Source organism: Nocardia sp. NPDC058176 (assembly GCF_042883805.1).
Taxonomy (GTDB): domain Bacteria; phylum Actinomycetota; class Actinomycetes; order Mycobacteriales; family Mycobacteriaceae; genus Nocardia.
Genome location: NZ_JBHVVA010000001.1, coordinates 2,644,816 through 2,660,313, shown reverse-complemented (window position 1 = coordinate 2,660,313; position 15,498 = coordinate 2,644,816). Strand labels below are relative to the sequence as shown.

At 69.0% G+C, this 15,498-nt stretch carries 16 protein-coding genes; 10 read left to right on the top strand and 6 right to left on the bottom strand.

All coding sequences use genetic code 11. The annotated features are described in order from the left end of the window. Nucleotides 1-12: 12 nt before the first annotated feature. The 4 genes from scpB to der all read left to right on the top strand — a co-directional run bounded on the left by scpB (nucleotide 13) and on the right by der (nucleotide 4,209). On the top strand, nucleotides 13-669 hold the full coding sequence (scpB, locus tag ACFVVM_RS12370) for an SMC-Scp complex subunit ScpB (RefSeq protein ID WP_387616606.1): 657 nt from the start codon (nucleotides 13-15) through the stop codon (nucleotides 667-669). Nucleotides 670-677: 8 nt separating this feature from the next. After that, the gene (locus ACFVVM_RS12365; RefSeq protein ID WP_387616604.1) at nucleotides 678-2,054 is read left to right on the top strand and encodes a pseudouridine synthase; all 1,377 of its coding nucleotides are present in this window, start codon (nucleotides 678-680) and stop codon (nucleotides 2,052-2,054) included. Nucleotides 2,055-2,122: 68 nt separating this feature from the next. Next, complete coding sequence (gene cmk / locus ACFVVM_RS12360) at nucleotides 2,123-2,797, top strand: (d)CMP kinase (protein ID WP_387616847.1); 675 nt, start codon at nucleotides 2,123-2,125, stop codon at nucleotides 2,795-2,797. Next, the gene (der, locus tag ACFVVM_RS12355) at nucleotides 2,794-4,209 is read left to right on the top strand and encodes a ribosome biogenesis GTPase Der (RefSeq protein WP_387616602.1); all 1,416 of its coding nucleotides are present in this window, start codon (nucleotides 2,794-2,796) and stop codon (nucleotides 4,207-4,209) included. Before cmk ends, der begins: the two co-directional genes overlap by 4 nt. A gap of 52 nt (nucleotides 4,210-4,261) precedes the next feature. Here the strand turns inward: der and ACFVVM_RS12350 are convergent, their stop codons facing one another. Next, a complete protein-coding gene (locus ACFVVM_RS12350) occupies nucleotides 4,262-4,858 on the bottom strand; it encodes a TetR/AcrR family transcriptional regulator (RefSeq protein ID WP_387616600.1) in 597 nt (198 codons plus the stop codon). 102 nt (nucleotides 4,859-4,960) lie between these two features. Between ACFVVM_RS12350 and ACFVVM_RS12345 the strand changes: the two genes are divergently transcribed. After that, a complete protein-coding gene (locus tag ACFVVM_RS12345; RefSeq protein WP_387616598.1) occupies nucleotides 4,961-5,842 on the top strand; it encodes an alpha/beta fold hydrolase in 882 nt (293 codons plus the stop codon). 30 nt (nucleotides 5,843-5,872) lie between these two features. On the opposite strand, the gene ACFVVM_RS12340 is transcribed toward ACFVVM_RS12345, so the two are convergent. Beyond that, nucleotides 5,873-6,553, bottom strand: coding sequence for a cupin domain-containing protein (locus tag ACFVVM_RS12340; protein ID WP_387616596.1), 681 nt, complete (start codon nucleotides 6,551-6,553; stop codon nucleotides 5,873-5,875). 24 nt (nucleotides 6,554-6,577) lie between these two features. Here ACFVVM_RS12340 and ACFVVM_RS12335 point away from each other — a divergent pair, with 24 nt between their 5' ends. Beyond that, entirely contained in the window at nucleotides 6,578-6,853 is a 276-nt protein-coding gene (locus ACFVVM_RS12335; RefSeq protein ID WP_387616594.1) for a YggT family protein, read from the top strand. Nucleotides 6,854-6,874: 21 nt separating this feature from the next. Here ACFVVM_RS12335 and ACFVVM_RS12330 read toward each other — a convergent pair whose 3' ends face one another. Further along, a complete protein-coding gene (locus ACFVVM_RS12330; protein ID WP_387616592.1) occupies nucleotides 6,875-8,011 on the bottom strand; it encodes an ACT domain-containing protein in 1,137 nt (378 codons plus the stop codon). Nucleotides 8,012-8,211: 200 nt separating this feature from the next. On the opposite strand from ACFVVM_RS12330, the gene ACFVVM_RS12325 reads away from it, so the two are divergent. Further along, on the top strand, nucleotides 8,212-9,468 hold the full coding sequence (locus ACFVVM_RS12325) for an aspartate kinase (protein ID WP_387616590.1): 1,257 nt from the start codon (nucleotides 8,212-8,214) through the stop codon (nucleotides 9,466-9,468). A 73-nt stretch (nucleotides 9,469-9,541) separates the two neighbouring features. Continuing rightward, nucleotides 9,542-10,387, top strand: a complete 846-nt coding sequence (locus ACFVVM_RS12320; RefSeq protein ID WP_387616588.1) for an alpha/beta fold hydrolase — start codon at nucleotides 9,542-9,544, stop codon at nucleotides 10,385-10,387. A gap of 2 nt (nucleotides 10,388-10,389) precedes the next feature. On the opposite strand, the gene ACFVVM_RS12315 is transcribed toward ACFVVM_RS12320, so the two are convergent. Together ACFVVM_RS12315 and ACFVVM_RS12310 are read right to left on the bottom strand one after the other, a co-directional pair. After that, nucleotides 10,390-11,106 carry a GNAT family N-acetyltransferase gene (locus ACFVVM_RS12315; protein WP_387616586.1) on the bottom strand — a complete coding sequence of 239 codons (717 nt, stop codon included), beginning with the start codon at nucleotides 11,104-11,106 and terminating at the stop codon, nucleotides 10,390-10,392. Nucleotides 11,107-11,316: 210 nt separating this feature from the next. After that, on the bottom strand, nucleotides 11,317-12,135 hold the full coding sequence (locus tag ACFVVM_RS12310) for an SAM-dependent methyltransferase (RefSeq protein WP_387616584.1): 819 nt from the start codon (nucleotides 12,133-12,135) through the stop codon (nucleotides 11,317-11,319). Between the two features lie 583 nt (nucleotides 12,136-12,718). Between ACFVVM_RS12310 and ACFVVM_RS12305 the strand changes: the two genes are divergently transcribed. Further along, the gene (locus ACFVVM_RS12305; protein WP_387616582.1) at nucleotides 12,719-12,994 is read left to right on the top strand and encodes a hypothetical protein; all 276 of its coding nucleotides are present in this window, start codon (nucleotides 12,719-12,721) and stop codon (nucleotides 12,992-12,994) included. A 163-nt stretch (nucleotides 12,995-13,157) separates the two neighbouring features. Then, nucleotides 13,158-14,591, top strand: a complete 1,434-nt coding sequence (locus ACFVVM_RS12300) for a sugar porter family MFS transporter (protein WP_387616580.1) — start codon at nucleotides 13,158-13,160, stop codon at nucleotides 14,589-14,591. Nucleotides 14,592-14,604: 13 nt separating this feature from the next. On the opposite strand, the gene ACFVVM_RS12295 is transcribed toward ACFVVM_RS12300, so the two are convergent. Continuing rightward, complete coding sequence (locus ACFVVM_RS12295; protein WP_387616578.1) at nucleotides 14,605-15,444, bottom strand: SDR family oxidoreductase; 840 nt, start codon at nucleotides 15,442-15,444, stop codon at nucleotides 14,605-14,607. Between the last annotated feature and the right edge of the window lie 54 nt (nucleotides 15,445-15,498).

Sequence of the window (15,498 nt, the reverse complement as noted above, 5' to 3'; positions counted from 1 at the left end):
GGAGGACCCGGCATGACCGAGGCAGTGTCGGAGTTCACTCCGGAGCCGCTCGACGATCCGGAACTGCGCTCCGCGCTCGAGGCCATGTTGCTCGTCGTCGACGCTCCCGCGCCGGTAGAACAGCTGGCGGCGGCCCTGGACGACAGCAGTGAGCGGGTGGAGGACACCCTGCGCGCGATGTCGGCCGAACTGTCCGCGCGCGGCAGTGGCATCGACCTGCGTTTCGTCGGTGACGGGTGGCGCTTCTATACTCGACAGGAGTACGCGCCCTATGTCGAGCGTGTGCTGCTCGACGGGGCCCGGACGAAACTGACCCGGGCCGCCTTGGAAACCTTGGCGGTGGTGGCCTACCGCCAGCCGGTGACCCGCACCAGGGTCAGCGCGGTCCGCGGGGTGAACGTCGACGGAGTGATGCGCACGCTGTTGGCCAGGGGCTTGATCGCGGAAGCGGGTCAGGACCCGGAAAGCAACGGCACGTTGTACCGCACCACCGAGTTGTTCCTCGAACGGATCGGGCTCGCCTCACTGGGCGACCTGCCTCCGCTGGCGCCGCTGCTTCCCGGCGTCGACCTGATCGACGAGATCAGCGAGAGCCTGGACACCGATCCCCGGTTCACCAGGCTGAAAAAACCCGCCGAGTCCGACATGGACCTCGGCACCGACGATTGACAGGACAGATGAATAATTCCGCTCGCCGAGATGGCACACCGGACCGAAGAAATCGCAGCGACCAGCCCCGTAGTGGCGCGAACCGAACCGCGGCCCCCCGCGGCGGCAGTGCGCGCACCGGCCAGGCGGGTTCCCGTGGCGAGGCCCCCGGCCGCCGCGGCACCAGCGCGGGTGGCTTCCAGCGCGGTAATGACACCGGCCGTCGCGGTACCTCCACCGGCGGATATCAGCGAGATGGCGAGTCGGCGGGGCGCCGCGGCTCTGCCGGCGGCTACCAGCGCGACAGCGAGTCCGGCGGTCGCCGCGGTGGTTCGACCGGCGGCTACCAGCGTGACGCCCGTGGCGGTTCCGCCGGTGGCAGTCAGCGTGACGGTGCGCCCGCGCGCCGTGGCTCCGCGGGTGGCTTCCAGCGTGACGATGCCCAGCGCGGTGGTTACCCGCGTGGTGGTGCCGGTGCGGGTGGGCAGCGCAGTGGCGCGCCCCGCGCGGGCGGCACGGCTCGTCCGGCCACCTCGCAGGCGCCCGCCGCTCGCAAGAAGACCGCCAAGCCGCAGCGCAAGGTGGTCGCGCCGACCATCCTGAACAACGCCAAGCCCGCGCGGCACCAGCACTCCGATGCCACCGAGGGTCCGAAGAAGCTGCCGTGGGGCGAGGGTGAGCGTTTGCAGAAGGTGCTCGCCAAGGCCGGTGTGGCCTCGCGCCGCGCGGCCGAGGACATGATCGCGGCCGGTCGCGTCGAGGTCGACGGCAAGATCGTGCGTGAGCAGGGTCTGCGCGTGGATCCGGAGAACGCGGTCGTGCGCGTCGACGGCACCCGCGTGGTCGTCCGTGACGAACTGGTGCACCTGGTGCTGAACAAGCCCAAGGGCTGGCAGTCCACCATGTCCGACGATCTGGGTCGGCCGTGTGTCGGCGATATCGTCGCCGAGCGCATCGCCGCCGGTCAGCGCCTGTTCCATGTCGGCCGTCTCGACGCCGACACCGAGGGCCTGCTGCTGCTCACCAATGACGGCGAGATGGCGCATCGGCTGATGCACCCCTCCTTCGAGGTGCCCAAGACCTACCTGGCCACCGTGCACGGCGAGGTGAACTACCGGCTCGTCGCCAAGCGGTTCCGCGAGGGTGTCGAGCTCGAGGACGGTCCCGCCAAGGTCGACAAGTTCACCATGCTCGAGGCCTACGAGGGACGTTCGCTGGTCAAGCTCGTGTTGCACGAGGGCCGCAAGCACATCGTGCGTAGGCTCCTCGACGAGGTCGGCCACCCGGTGATCCGGTTGGTGCGCACCCACCTCGGCCCGGTGGCGCTGGGTGATCAGCGTCCCGGCACGCTGCGCGTGCTCGGCCGTGACGAGATCGGCAAACTCTACGAGGCGGTGCAGCTGTGAACGGAGTGGATTTCTCGGTGGCGTTGTCCGGCGGCAGGCTGACCGGGGACGGCGCGCTCGTCGTCGCCATGGACGGCCCGTCCGGCACCGGCAAGTCCAGCGTGTCGCGTCGGCTGGCGGCGCGCCTGGGCGCCCGCTACCTCGACACCGGCGCGATGTACCGGGTGGCGACGCTGCGGGTGCTGCGCGCGGGCGTCGACCTGACCGATCCGGCGGCGATCGCCGAAACGGTTGCGGCACTGCCGCTCTCGATCGGCACCGATCCCAGCCACGAGGTCGTCGAGCTCGACGGTGACGACGTGTCCGCGGAGATCCGCGGCGATGCCGTCACCAAGGCGGTCTCGGCCGTCTCGGCGGTGGCGCAGGTGCGCGAGCAGCTCGTCGCGCTGCAGCGCGAGATCACCGCGGTGGCCGGGCGGATCGTGGTCGAGGGCCGCGACATCGGCACCGTCGTGCTCACCGACGCCGACGCCAAGATCTATCTCACCGCTTCGGCGGAGGCGCGCGCCCAGCGGCGCAACGCCCAGAACATCCGCGAGGGCCGCGGCGACGACTACCAGGCCGTGCTGGCCGACGTGCAGCGCCGCGACACCCTCGATTCCACCCGCACGGTGTCGCCGCTGCGTCCCGCCGAGGACGCGGTACTGGTCGACACCAGCGAGCTGACGCTGGATCAGACCATCGACGAGCTGTATCGCGTCGTGGCCCAGCAGCTCTCGGCCACGACAGGAGGGTCGCGATGACCGAAGAGGTACTCGCAGGCGACGGCATCTGGACCGACGAGTCCGAGTGGGAGCTCACCGATCTCGACGGTGAACTCGACGGCGAGGAACACCTCGCCATGCCGACGCTGGCCGTGGTCGGGCGCCCGAACGTGGGCAAGTCCACCCTGGTCAACCGGATTCTCGGGCGGCGCGAAGCCGTCGTCGAGGACATCCCCGGCGTCACCCGTGACCGCATCTCGTATGAGGCCAACTGGTCCGGACGCCGCTTCCTGGTGCAGGACACCGGCGGCTGGGAGCCCGACGCCAAGGGCCTGCAGCAGCATGTGGCCCGGCAGGCCGAGGTGGCGATGGAGACCGCCGACGCGATCCTGCTCGTGGTCGACGCCACCGTCGGCGCGACGGCGACCGACGAGGCCGCGGTGCGCAAGCTGCGCCGCTCCAAGATCCCGGTGATCCTGGTGGCCAACAAGGTCGACGATCAGAAGGTCGAACACGAGGCGTCGAGCCTGTGGTCGCTGGGTCTCGGTGAGCCGCGGATGGTCTCGGCCGCCCACGGCCGCGGCACCGGCGACCTGCTCGACGATGTGCTCTCCTCGCTGCCCGAGACGCCGCGCGAGGGCACCGGTGTCGCCGGTCCGCGTCGGGTGGCGCTGGTCGGCAAGCCGAATGTCGGCAAGTCCAGCCTGCTCAACAAGCTCGCCGGTGACGAGCGCTCGGTGGTCCACGATGTCGCGGGCACCACCGTCGACCCGGTCGACTCGCTGGTCGAACTGGGCGGCAAGACCTGGAAGTTCGTCGACACCGCCGGCCTGCGGCGCAAGGTGTCCAATGCGACCGGCACCGAGTTCTACGCCTCGCTGCGGACGAAGTCGGCGCTCGAGGCCTCCGAGGTCGCGATCATGCTGATCGACGCCTCGGTGCCGATCACCGAACAGGACCTGCGCGTGATCAGCCTGGTCGCCGACTCCGGTCGCGCGCTGGTGCTGGCATTCAACAAGTGGGACCTGGTCGACGAGGACCGCCGCTACATGCTCGAGCGCGAGATCGACCGCGATCTGGTGCGGGTGCCGTGGGCGCAGCGGGTCAACATCTCCGCCCACACCGGTCGCGCCGTGGCGAAGCTGGTGCCGCAGATGGAGACCGCGCTCGAATCCTGGGACAAGCGCATCTCGACCGGTCGTCTGAACACCTGGCTGAAGGAAGTCATCGCGGCCACCCCGCCGCCGATGCGTGGCGGGCGCCAGCCGCGCGTCATGTTCGCCACCCAGGCGGGCACCCGTCCGCCGACGTTCGTGCTGTTCACCACCGGCTTCCTCGAGGCGGGCTACCGCCGGTTCATCGAACGCCGCCTGCGTGAGGAGTTCGGCTTCGACGGCTCGCCGGTGCGCATCTCGGTGCGCGTGCGCGAGAAGAAGGACCGCAAGAAGTAGTTCGAATGCTGTGCGTTGGGCCCTGGTGAATTTCGCCGGGGCCCTTCGTCTTTCAGGCGTCGAGGACGCGGTCGAGCAGGTGGTCGACGAGTTCTGGTGCGCGGGCGGCGTAGTCGTCGTTGGTCAGCATGCCCTGGGCGAGGCCGCCGAGGGCGAGCAGGATGATCTCGGCGTCGGCGACGAGGGTCTTCTCGTCGGCCTCGGCGCCACGCAGGGCGCGCAGCTGGGCGGCCACCACGCCGACGATGTAGTTCGGTGCGCCGGTGGTGTCGCCGGACTCGACATCGGGCCCGGTGAGCGCCGCGGCGTGAAAGATGCCGAGGATGACGGCATCTCGGCGGCTCTGCGCGTCGAGGGGGAGCAGCGCGAGCAGGATCGCGCGTACGACATCGCGCGGTGCCGGCGCGGTCCCGAGCGTGCCGACGACCGCGGCGAGCCGCGCTCCCGAGTCCGCGACGACGGCGCGGTGGGTGGCGAGCAGGAACTCCCGCTTGGTGCCGAAGTAGTACTGCACCGACCGCACCGACACCCCGGCTTCCGCGGCGACCGATTGAAAGGTCGCCGCCTCCAGCCCGCCCCGGGCGATGACCCGGCGGGCGGCTCCGGTGATGGCACTGCGCCGTTCCTCGTGATCGGCCAAACGCGGCACGGTGTCCTCCTCGCTGTCCCGGCCTGCCCGGAAGAATTTTCATGGTACGCCCATATCACTGTTGTGGTACGTTGATATCACCAACGTGGAACAGGGGTGGTCATGGCCAAGATCGGGCGATTCAAGAATGACAAGGCGCGGGTGGAGTACCTGCGGACCTATCGGGAGCTGGAGAAGGGCCTGCCGATTCCGTCGACCACGGTCGATGTCCCCACCTCGTTCGGCAGCACGCACGTTCGCCGATTCGGTGCAGGGGAGGGCCTGCCGATCGTGCTGATGCACTCCCTCGGCGGCAACAGCCTGGCCTGGAATCACGTCATCGAGGACCTGGCCCGTGATCGCGTCGTCTACGCGACGGAGATGATCGGCACTCCGGGGCTGAGCGTGCAGTCCGCGCCGCTCGACGAGTCCGGCTTCGGCGCCTGGTTCGGGGAGGTCCTCGATGGTCTCGGCGTCGACCGAGTGCACCTGGTGGGGTACTCGCAGGGCGGGTGGCAGGCGCTGGCGATCGCCACCACCGAGCAGCGGCGGTTGGCGAGCCTGACGGTGGTCGAGCCGACCGGGACGCTGACGAAGATCAAATGGTCCGTGTTGTGGACGATGCTCAAGGTCGGCGCCCGCCCGACCGACAAGAACCTCCGCAAGATGAACGCTCGGCTCAACCCCGGCGTCACCCTCTCCGACGCGGAATTCGCCGGGGTGAAAGCGGCTCTCGGGTACGTCCCGACGATCGGCTACCCGCGGATGTTCACCGACGAACGCCTCGCCACGATCACCACCCCGACGCTCGGCCTGTTCGGCTCGGAGTCACTGGCGATCGACCCGAAGGTCGCCACCCAGCGCCTGCGTGACAACCTGGCCACCTGCGACACCGAGATCTTCGTCGGAGCCGGGCACGGCATCTTCCATCAGATCCCGAAGGAGGTCACGGCCCGCATCCTCGACTTCACCCGCCGCTACGAACCCACCGACGCCCGCCACTGACCTGGACCGCTGATCACGAGGGTCCGGTGATCAGCTGTCCAGGGGGAGGGCGCGGAAGTCGGCGAAATCGAAGCCGGGGGCGACGACACAGCTGACGAGGACTTCCTCGTCGGTGCCGGGGCGGGCGGCCTGCCAGGATCCGGCGGGGACCAGGTACTGGACGTGGTGGCCGTTGTCGAGGTCGGGGCCGAGGACCGTGGTTTCGGCGGAGCCGGGGGTGTCGCCGTCGCCGCCGAGGGTGAGCTCCAGTGGTCCGCCGCGGTGCCAGAGCCAGAGTTCGTCGGAGCGCACCGCGTGCCAGATCGAGTGTTCCTGTGGCGGGAGCAGGAACAGGATGCCGGTTGCGGCGGCTCGCTCGCCGGGATAGCCCTCGGGGGTGAACGTGATTGGGCTGCGCCAGGTTTCGCGGAACCAGCCGCCCTCGGGATGCGGGCGCAGGCCCAGGGTTGCCGCGGTCGCGGGGCGGTGCAGCAGCTCGGTGTGGCGACCGGCGGGTCCGCGGCGCGCCCAGCGGATCCCGGCGACGTCGGTCCGGCGTACGGCATCGGCGCCCTCGGTCGTCGGGGTGAGCACGAGAACGGTTGCGGTGGTGGGTAATCCGTCGGCAGCCCGGAGCGCTTCCTGATCACTGTCGACGAGAACGGCGTGCTCGCCGTCGACCAGGAGCTGTTCGCCCGCGGACTGCCAGACCTCGAACGTCGTGACGATCATCGGTCCATGCTAGATACTGTGTCGATGAGCCTCATCGGTACCGTGGTCGGTTACGTGTTGACGGTCTTCCTGGTGTTGCTGATCGCCCGGTTGGTGCTGGATTGGGCCGATCTCCTCGGCAAGACGCCGCAGTGGGCGGGTAAGGCCCGGTCGGTGGTCCACGCCGCGACCGAACCGGTGATCGCGCCGGTGCGCCGATTCCTGCCGCCGGTCCGGCTCGGCGGCTCGGCCCTCGACCTGGCGTTCACCGTGGTCTTCATCGCGGTACTGATCCTGCGCTCGGTGGCGTTCAGCCTGTAGGACCTGGTCGGCCGGGCGGCGCTATTCGTCGGTGCCCTCGACCCGCCAGCGGGTCGTCATCGCACGCACGCACGCCGCCTCGGCGAGGGCGTCGACCGTGTCGGTGAGCGCCGATTCGCGGGCGCGGTGGGTGAGCACGATCAGGTGGGCGTCTGAGCCGTGGTGTTCCTGGCGCACCCGGGCGATGCTCACGCCGTGGTCGGCGAACACCGTCGCGACCTGGGCGAGGGCGCCCGCATGGTCGGTGACCCGCAGGTTCAGGTAGTAGCGGGTGGGGGTGTCGCCGAGCGGAGCGACGGGGAGTTCGGCGTAATAGGAGGCGCGGGGCGCGCGGCCGCCGTGGACGCGGTTGCGGGCCGCGGTCACCAGGTCGCCGAGCAGGGCGGACGCGGTGGCGGTGGTGGCATCGCGACCGGAGAACATCAGTTGCCCCGCGCCCTCGGCCTCGACGGTCACCGCACTGGTCGGCTCGTCGACCTGGGCGAGCGGATGCGCGATGGGAAGCAGTGCGGGATGCACGCGCACCGAGATCCGTTCCTTACCACCCTCTTCGGGCGTGAGCTGGCCGCTGACCCTGGTGCAGACGGTGAGCGGGCGCAGCCGCAGCGACAGCGCGTCGGCGGCCGCCAGGTCGTGCGCCGTCGCCGCGGCGAACTCCTCGAAGTGCACGTCACCGACGTCCACTCTGGTGTGGAAGGCCAGTGTCGCCAGAATCGCTGCCTGGGCGATCGCGTCGTGCGGCTCGGTGGCCGGAACCACGCCGAGTACCTGGCGCACCCGATCGCCGGACAGCGACTGGGTCAGCGGGCGCACCACCGGAACCCCGCCCGCCACCGCCGCTTCGAAGAACAGATCGCCGCCGAATTCCGCGGCGGCCGCCGCCAGCCGATGCCCGTGCTCGGCGACGAGCACCGTGTTCGCGGTGATCACCGACCGGCCCGCCCGCAGCGCGGCGAGCAGGGCGGGCGCCGACTCGGCGGTCCCGGTCGTATCGACCAGCAGGTCGGCCGAGGGCAGCTCGCCGGGCAGCAACGCCGTACCCGCCCGTTCGTGCAGGTCAGCCCCATTGTCACGGATGATTCGCGCGACCGTGGCAGCGAGTGGGCCCGTGCCAAACACCGCCACACCGAGACCTGAACGAACGAGATTGCTGGTCATGGGAATTCGCCTAACCGCCGAGAGCCACCGAAACCGGGAACCACGCGATCCGCGCCCCCACTCCGGCCAGTATCGCGGCCGGATCGGCTCGGCGGCAGTCGTTTTCACCACGAAACAGAACAGTCGTGCCAGAAATGCCGGGATACTCGGAGGGGTCACGCGCGGATCACGCGTGGGCGAGCAGGGGAGAGGACGACGGAATGGCCCTGGTTGTACAGAAATTCGGCGGTTCGTCGGTGGCCACCGCGGAGCGGATCCGCCGGGTCGCCGAGCGGATCGTGGAGACGAAGAAGCAGGGACACGACGTGGTGGTGGTGTGCTCGGCCATGGGCGACACCACCGACGAACTGCTGGAGCTGGCGGGTCAGGTGGCACCCGCCCCGCCGCCACGCGAGATGGACATGCTGCTCACCGCGGGCGAACGCATCTCGAACGCGCTGGTGGCCATGGCGATTCACGCACTGGGCGCCGAGGCACGGTCGCTGACCGGTTCCCAGGCCGGGGTGATCACCACCGGCGCGCACGGCAACGCCAAGATCATCGAGGTCGATCCCGGCCGGGTGCGCCGCGCACTCGACGACGGGGAGATCGTGCTGGTCGCCGGGTTCCAGGGCGTCAGCCAGGACAGCCGCGATGTCACCACCCTCGGTCGCGGCGGCTCCGACACCACCGCCGTCGCGCTCGCCGCGGCCCTCGGCGCCGATGTCTGCGAGATCTACACCGATGTCGACGGCGTGTTCACCGCCGACCCGCGCATCGTGGCCGACGCGCAGAAGCTCGACGAGATCTCCTACGAGGAGATGCTGGAGATGGCGGCCTGCGGCTCCAAGGTGCTGATGCTGCGCTGTGTGGAATACGCGCGCCGCTATCACGTGCCGGTGCATGTGCGCTCGTCCTACACCGACACCGTCGGCACCACCGTGTTCGGTTCGATGGCCGACATCCCCGCCGACCAGGCCGTGCTGACCGGCGTCGCGCACGATCGTAACGAGGCCAAGGTGACCGTGGTCGGCCTGCCCGACGAGCCCGGGTACGCGGCACAGGTGTTCCGTGCGGTGGCCGATGCCGAGATCGGCATCGACATGGTCGTGCAGAACACCGGTACCGGGCGCACCGACATCACCTTCACCCTGCCCGCCGCCGACGGCGCCCGCGCGGTCGCGCTGCTGCGCTCGCGGCGCGCCGACATCGGATTCGCCGATGTCCGCTACGACGACCGGGTGGGCAAGGTGTCGCTGATCGGCGCGGGCATGCGCAACCAGCCCGGCGTCACCGCGACCTTCTGCGAGGCGCTGGCCGCGGCGGGGATCAATCTCGACCTGATCGCCACCTCCGAGATCAGGATCTCGGTGCTGGTCAGCGATACCGAACTGGACGAAGCCGTCCGGATCCTGCACCGTGCCTTCGACCTCGGTGGTGCCGAGGTGGCGGTCGTGCACGGCGGTACGGGCCGGTGATTCGTTGACGGCAGACCTGAATCGAGAGTAATTTACCGATCAGTCAATTGATCGCGAGCGACCGGAGGATTCCTTGAGCACACGGCTGACCTCGTTCTCCCGGGACGGACTCGACTTCGACGTGGTCGACACCGGTCCGATCGACGGCCCGGTGGTCGTCGCGCTGCACGGCTTCCCACAGACCGCGACCTCGCTGCGCGAGCTCACCGCCCTGCTCAACGCCCGCGGGTACCGGACCCTCGCGCCGAACCAGCGCGGGTACTCGCCGGGTGCGCGCCCGCGCGGCAGGCTGGCCTACCGGACGAGCGAGCTCGTCGCCGACATCGCCGCGCTGATCGGCGAGATCGGGCGCGGGCCGGTGCATCTGGTCGGTCACGACTGGGGTGCCGCGGTGGCCTGGTCGCTGGCCGCGGCCCGGCCCGAGCTGGTCCGCACGCTGGTGAGCGTGTCGGTGCCACACCCCGGCGCGTTCCTCCGGTCGATGGTCAGCAGCAATCAGCTTCTTCGGTCCTGGTACATGCTGCTGTTCCAGCTCCCGGTCCTGCCCGAACGCCTGATCGCCCGGCCCGCGGTGCGGAAGCGGGCATTGAGCGGGACCGGCATGCACGAGGACGCGATCGCCCGGGTCGGCGCCGAGATCGTCGACACCGGTGCGCTCACCGGCGCGCTGAACTGGTACCGCGCCATGGCGCTGGGCTCACCGCGCGCGGTGACGGCGCGGGTCACGGCGCCGGTGACCCACGTGTGGAGCACCGGCGACGGCGCGCTGTCGCGGCGCGGCGCCGAGCTCGCCGAGAAGTACGCCGCAGGCGACTACCGCCTCGTCGTGCTCGACGGCGCCTCGCACTGGCTGCCGGAGGAGCGTCCGGATGAACTCGCCGAGCTGATCGCCGACCGGATCGAGTCCGTCCGGGTGTGAGCTCAACCGAGCTGGCAGGCCAGCGCCCGCAACGACGCGGGGGTCGCCGGGATCAACGGCGCCCGCCGCAGCGCGCGGGCGGCCAGCTGCTCGAGGATCCGCAGCCGCACCCCCGGCCACTCGTCGTGCAGGATGGAATAGAACGCGGTGTCGCGCACCGCGCCGTCGAGTCCGCGCGAATGTGCCCGGCGCACACCGTCACTCACCGCGCCGAGCCGTTCGATCGCCGCGCGGGAGCGCTGGTTGCGGGCATCGGCGCGCAGGGTCACCCGGCGCACGCCCCAACTGTCGAAGGCGTGGCTGAGCAGCAGCAGCTTGGCTTCGAGGTTCACCTGGCCACCGCGCACCGCGGGGGTGAGCCAGGTGTTGCCGATCTCCACGGCGTCGGGAATCGACCCGCCGGGCAGGGCGGTGACCGGCTCGGCCGACAACGGCCAGCTCAGCGGCCCCTGCCAGTAGTCGAGCCGGGTGAAACGGGTCGCGCCGACCACGCTGTCGTCGGCGGCGGTGACGATCGCGAAGGCCAGCGCGGTGCCGGCGAGCTGGGCGGCCTCGGCCTGGAAGACATAGGTGCGCGCCTCCTGTTCACCGTGCGGGACGATGGTGAACCCGGCCGGGCCGCCGAACGCTGCGGCTGCGGCGGCCAGACCGGGAACATGGTGGGGCGCAAGGGGTTCCAGCCGTACGATGCGGCCGTCGAGGATAACGGGTGCGGGCATGAGACCGGCGTCCCTTCGTCTGAGGGGGTCACCGAATCACGAGGCGTGGATCTCACGCGGCACGTGATTGCGGCGAAGCGACACGAACGATCCAGCAGCATCGAAAAGAACTGGATGCAAGATAGCCGAACGTGACGCGTTCACCCGCTCGAACGCACAGGATGTCGGGGTCGAAATTTGGCCGATTTCGCGGCCGATTCTCGGAACTGCCTACCGCTTCTCGGCGATCGCCGCCACGATGAGTTCTTCCCACACCGTGAGCTTGCTGTCGACCGCGCGCAGCCCGACTTCGTCCTCGGCCTTGTCCCGATTCCAGATCGCGGCCGGGAGGACACCGGGTTCCTGGATGCGCAGGTCACCGAACAGGGCGATGATCTCCTCCTCGGTGCGCCAGCGCCCGCGGCCGAAGGTCGACTGCAGTGTGCTCTCGGCCTGGATGGTCTCGTCGTTGTGCCCGGACCGGAAGTGGGAGATGAACACGCTGGAGCCGGCGGGAATCTGCTCGGACCAGTACCGCACGATGCCGTGCGGGTCCTCGTCGTCGTTGAGGTGGTGCAGCAGCGCGCTGAAGATCACCGCGACCGGCTGGTCGAAATCGATGAGCGCGGTCACCTCGGGGTTGACCCGGATGTCGGCGGAATCGCGCACGTCGGCCTGCACGACGGTGGTTCGCTCGTCGGTCGCCAGCAGGGCGCGGCCGTGGGCGAGCACGATCGGGTCGTTGTCGATGTAGACCACCCGGGAGTCCGGATTGATCTTCTGCGCGACCTGGTGGACGTTGTTCGCGGTGGGCAGGCCGCTGCCGAAATCGAGGAACTGGGTGAGCCCGGCCGCGGCCAGCTCGCGCACCGCGCGGACGAGGGCCTCGCGGTTGGTGGTCGCGATCGCCACCGAACCGGGCAGATTCAGCTTGAAGTGGTCACCGACGGCGCGGTCCACCTCGTAGTTGTCCTTGCCGCCGAGCATGTAGTCGTAGACCCGGGCGATGCTCGGCTTCGACTGGTCGATCACATTCGCGTTGTCGCTCATCGTCGACGACCCCTCCGCTGTTCTGGTGTGTTTCCGCCGCCCATCGTAGGAGAACACCGGCGTGTCGGCACGGTTTCCACGTGGTCGGTGCGCGAAATCGGTTCGGCGCGTACCGGTTCCGTGGTACGCGGTGCGATGGGGCGGTCCGCGGTCGTCACGGTCTCGTGTCGGTGACCGGGATTGGTCGCGAGGACGTCGCAATCGCCTTCCGGACGTGTTTTCGCACGTCAGGGGCGTAACGGTTCGATAAATGACACGGATGTGGGCAATGTGATCAAACGTCCAGTTGGGCAGGGGTTTTGCCAGTACCGACGCGTGTTCTCCGAAAAGGTAACGCGCGTTATCCTTTCGTGTCGTACAGGTGTTCGATGTGATGCAGATCACATCGTCTGTCTTTCGGCTACCGCAGCTGGCACGCTCGTAATTGCTGAACGTTAACCGTTCGTGATCATCGGCCAGGTCGGCGCGGACCTTCCGTCACGAACGCCCCGATCGTCCGCTTCGGCGCGACGACCACCGAAAGATCCAGCTGGGATCACCATCGGCCGTGTCGGGACGGTCGTCCAGAAGGGACCTCATGGTTATGAGCAGCATCTACTTCGAACCGAACAGCAATCTGTCAGTTACCGACCGTGATCGCCGCGTCACCGACTCGTCCATCGCCCCGCTGGCGATGCCCGGGCTGATCCTCGGCCTGGTCCTGCTCGGCCTCGGTGTCGCCGCGCTGCTGCGCCTGGGGGACTGGGCGGGCAACTACGGTCCGGTCCTCGTCCTGGTCGCCTACCTGCTCTATGTGGCCGCGGCGCTGCGACTCGTGCTCTGGGGCGCGGTCACCGTGCGATCGTTGCACCGCAGATAGTCGATCGACTTTTCCGAGCCGCCGCGCACTGCGCGGCGGCTTTATTCTTTCGTCGCCTTTCGGCCGCGGGAAATCCGGTAATGTCTGTCGAGCGGATTCCGGTCTGTCGACGAGGTTTCTCGGTGCGGGTATTCGACCTACTCCAGCTGGCGGAGGTGCGGACATGACCGATCCCACGGGTGACGCCGAACGTGTATTGGTCTCCCCGGTGCCCGAACCGCCACCGGACGACAATTCCCCCGAACGGGTGGCGATCCGGGCCAGGATCAAGAAATTCGTGCTCACCGTCGTCATCATCGCCGCGCTCGGCGGCGCGCTGTTCGGCTACGACACCGGCGTCATCTCCGGCGTCCTGGTCTTTCTCACGCCCGATTTCGGGCTGAGCCAGACCCAGGTCGGCATCCTCACCAGTTCGCTGCTCATCGGCGCCGCGGTCGGCTCGATCAGCGGCGGCTGGATGGCCGACCGGTGGGGCAGACGCGCGACGTTGCTGTTCGCGGGCGTGCTGTTCTTCTTCGGCGCGCTCGCGCAGGCACTGTCGCCCGATGTGGGGACCATGATCGCCACCCGGTTGCTGCTCGGTGTCGCGGTGGGCACCGCCTCGCTGGTGGTCCCGATGTACGTCTCCGAGATCGCCCCGCCCACCTATCGCGGGCGGCTCGTGTCGATGAACAGCCTGATGATCGCCAGCGGGCAGTTGCTCGCCTACATCGTCAATGCCGCGCTCTCGCCGACCGGGAACTGGCGGCTGATGCTGGCGATGGCGGCCATTCCGGCGGCGGCCCTGGTGATCGGCATGTATTTCATGCCGGATTCGCCACGGTGGTATCTGAAGAAAGGGCGCGACGACGAGGCGCGCAGGGTGCTCGAACAGTCCTATTATCCCGAGCACGTCGAGCCGACGATCACCGATATCAAAGACACCGAAGCGGCCGACGAGGCGGTCAAAGCCAGATTGCGCGACCAGCTCCGTAAACCGAAAGTCCGCGCGCTGTTCTGGACCGGTGTCGGATTGGCCTTGATCCAGCAATTCGTCGGCGTCAACACCGTCATCTATTACGCGCCCTCGACCTTGAAATCGGCGGGAATGGGCGACAGCGCGGCGGTCACCTCGTCGATCGGCATCGGTATCGGCGCGGTGGTCGGGGTGATCATCGGGATGACCCTGATCGATCGCATCGGCAGGCGGCCGCTGATGTTCGTCGGCCTGTCGGTGATGGTCGTCGCGCTGATCGCGATGGGGCTGGTCGAGCGGCTCACCCAGAACGCCACCACCGGCTACATCCTGCTGGCGTCGATGATCGTCTACGTGTGCTCGTTCCAAGTGGGCGTCGGCGTGCCGACCTGGCTGCTGCTCTCGGAGATCTTCCCCGCCCCGATCCGGGCCACCGCGATGAGTATCTGCACCTTCCTCATCTGGATGGGCAATTTCGTTGTCTCGCTGGTGTTCCCGCCGCTGGGCGAGCTGTGGGGCGCCTCGACGATGTTCTTCTTCTTCGCCGTGGTCTCGGCGTTCTCGCTGTACTTCTGCTTCCGGCGGGTGCCCGAGACCAAGGGCGTGACGCTGGATCAGATCACCGCGGCGGCGGAGAGCTGATCCAGCGGCCGGCTCAGTCCTGCGGCGGGTCGACGAAGATGTCGTACTCGAGTTCGCCCGCGCCGCCGTAGCCGGACAGGTCGGTGATGCCCTCGGCCGCGAGCACGTCGACATCGAGGAAGGTGTTGCCGGTGGTGGTGCGGGCGTCCTTGGACAGGATGGCCACGGCCGCGTCGGCCACGATCTCGGGCGTGCGCGCCTTGGCGATGGCGTCGTCGCCGCCGAGCAGGTTCTGCACCGCGGCGGTGGCGATCAGCGTCTGCGGCCACAGGCAGTTCGCGGCGACCCCGTGCTCGGCGTATTCGGCGGCCCAGCCCAGCGTGAGCAGCGACATGCCGTACTTGGCGAGCATGTAGGCGGGGTAGGAGCCCAGCCACTTGGGGGTGAGGTTCAGCGGCGGCGACAGGCTCAGGATGTGCGCGTTCTCGCTCTCGCGCAGATGCGGCAGGCAGGCGCTGGAGAGCAGGTAGGTGCCGCGCAGCTGGATCTGCTGCATCAGGTCGAAGCGCTTGATCGGCAGTTCCTCGGTGGGGGCGAGCGCGATGGCCGAGGCGTTGTTGACGCAGTAGTCGATCCCGCCGAAGCGCTCCACCGCCTTGGCGACCGCGCCTGCCACCGACGCCTCGTCGCGCACGTCGCCCACCACGGCCAATGCCTGACCACCCGCGGCCTCGATCTCGGCGGCCGCGGTGTGGATGGTGCCCGGCAGGCGGGGGTCGGGCACGTCGGTCTTGGCCAGCAGCACGACATTGGCGCCCTGCTTCGCGGCGGCGACGGCGATGGCCAACCCGATTCCCCGGCTGCCACCGGACATGATCATCGTGCGCCCGGCGAGCGGGTGGGTAGCGGTCATGGCGAGCTCCTTGTCGTCGATGGCGCCGGAGCGGCGGGTGCCGGTGACGTTACA

Excerpts from the sequence above, each read along its gene's own strand:
- ACFVVM_RS12300 (WP_387616580.1), top strand. The coding sequence starts at position 13,158 with ATGACCGATCCCACGGGTGACGCCGAACGTGTATTGGTCTCCCCGGTG.
- ACFVVM_RS12335 (WP_387616594.1), top strand. The coding sequence starts at position 6,578 with ATGAGCCTCATCGGTACCGTGGTCGGTTACGTGTTGACGGTCTTCCTG.
- scpB (WP_387616606.1), top strand. The coding sequence starts at position 13 with ATGACCGAGGCAGTGTCGGAGTTCACTCCGGAGCCGCTCGACGATCCG.
- ACFVVM_RS12315 (WP_387616586.1), bottom strand. The coding sequence starts at position 11,106 with ATGCCCGCACCCGTTATCCTCGACGGCCGCATCGTACGGCTGGAACCC.
- ACFVVM_RS12345 (WP_387616598.1), top strand. The coding sequence starts at position 4,961 with ATGGCCAAGATCGGGCGATTCAAGAATGACAAGGCGCGGGTGGAGTAC.
- ACFVVM_RS12325 (WP_387616590.1), top strand. The coding sequence starts at position 8,212 with ATGGCCCTGGTTGTACAGAAATTCGGCGGTTCGTCGGTGGCCACCGCG.
- der (WP_387616602.1), top strand. The coding sequence starts at position 2,794 with ATGACCGAAGAGGTACTCGCAGGCGACGGCATCTGGACCGACGAGTCC.
- ACFVVM_RS12365 (WP_387616604.1), top strand. The coding sequence starts at position 678 with ATGAATAATTCCGCTCGCCGAGATGGCACACCGGACCGAAGAAATCGC.
- ACFVVM_RS12310 (WP_387616584.1), bottom strand. The coding sequence starts at position 12,135 with ATGAGCGACAACGCGAATGTGATCGACCAGTCGAAGCCGAGCATCGCC.
- cmk (WP_387616847.1), top strand. The coding sequence starts at position 2,123 with ATGGACGGCCCGTCCGGCACCGGCAAGTCCAGCGTGTCGCGTCGGCTG.
- ACFVVM_RS12330 (WP_387616592.1), bottom strand. The coding sequence starts at position 8,011 with ATGACCAGCAATCTCGTTCGTTCAGGTCTCGGTGTGGCGGTGTTTGGC.
- ACFVVM_RS12340 (WP_387616596.1), bottom strand. The coding sequence starts at position 6,553 with ATGATCGTCACGACGTTCGAGGTCTGGCAGTCCGCGGGCGAACAGCTC.
- ACFVVM_RS12305 (WP_387616582.1), top strand. The coding sequence starts at position 12,719 with ATGAGCAGCATCTACTTCGAACCGAACAGCAATCTGTCAGTTACCGAC.
- ACFVVM_RS12295 (WP_387616578.1), bottom strand. The coding sequence starts at position 15,444 with ATGACCGCTACCCACCCGCTCGCCGGGCGCACGATGATCATGTCCGGT.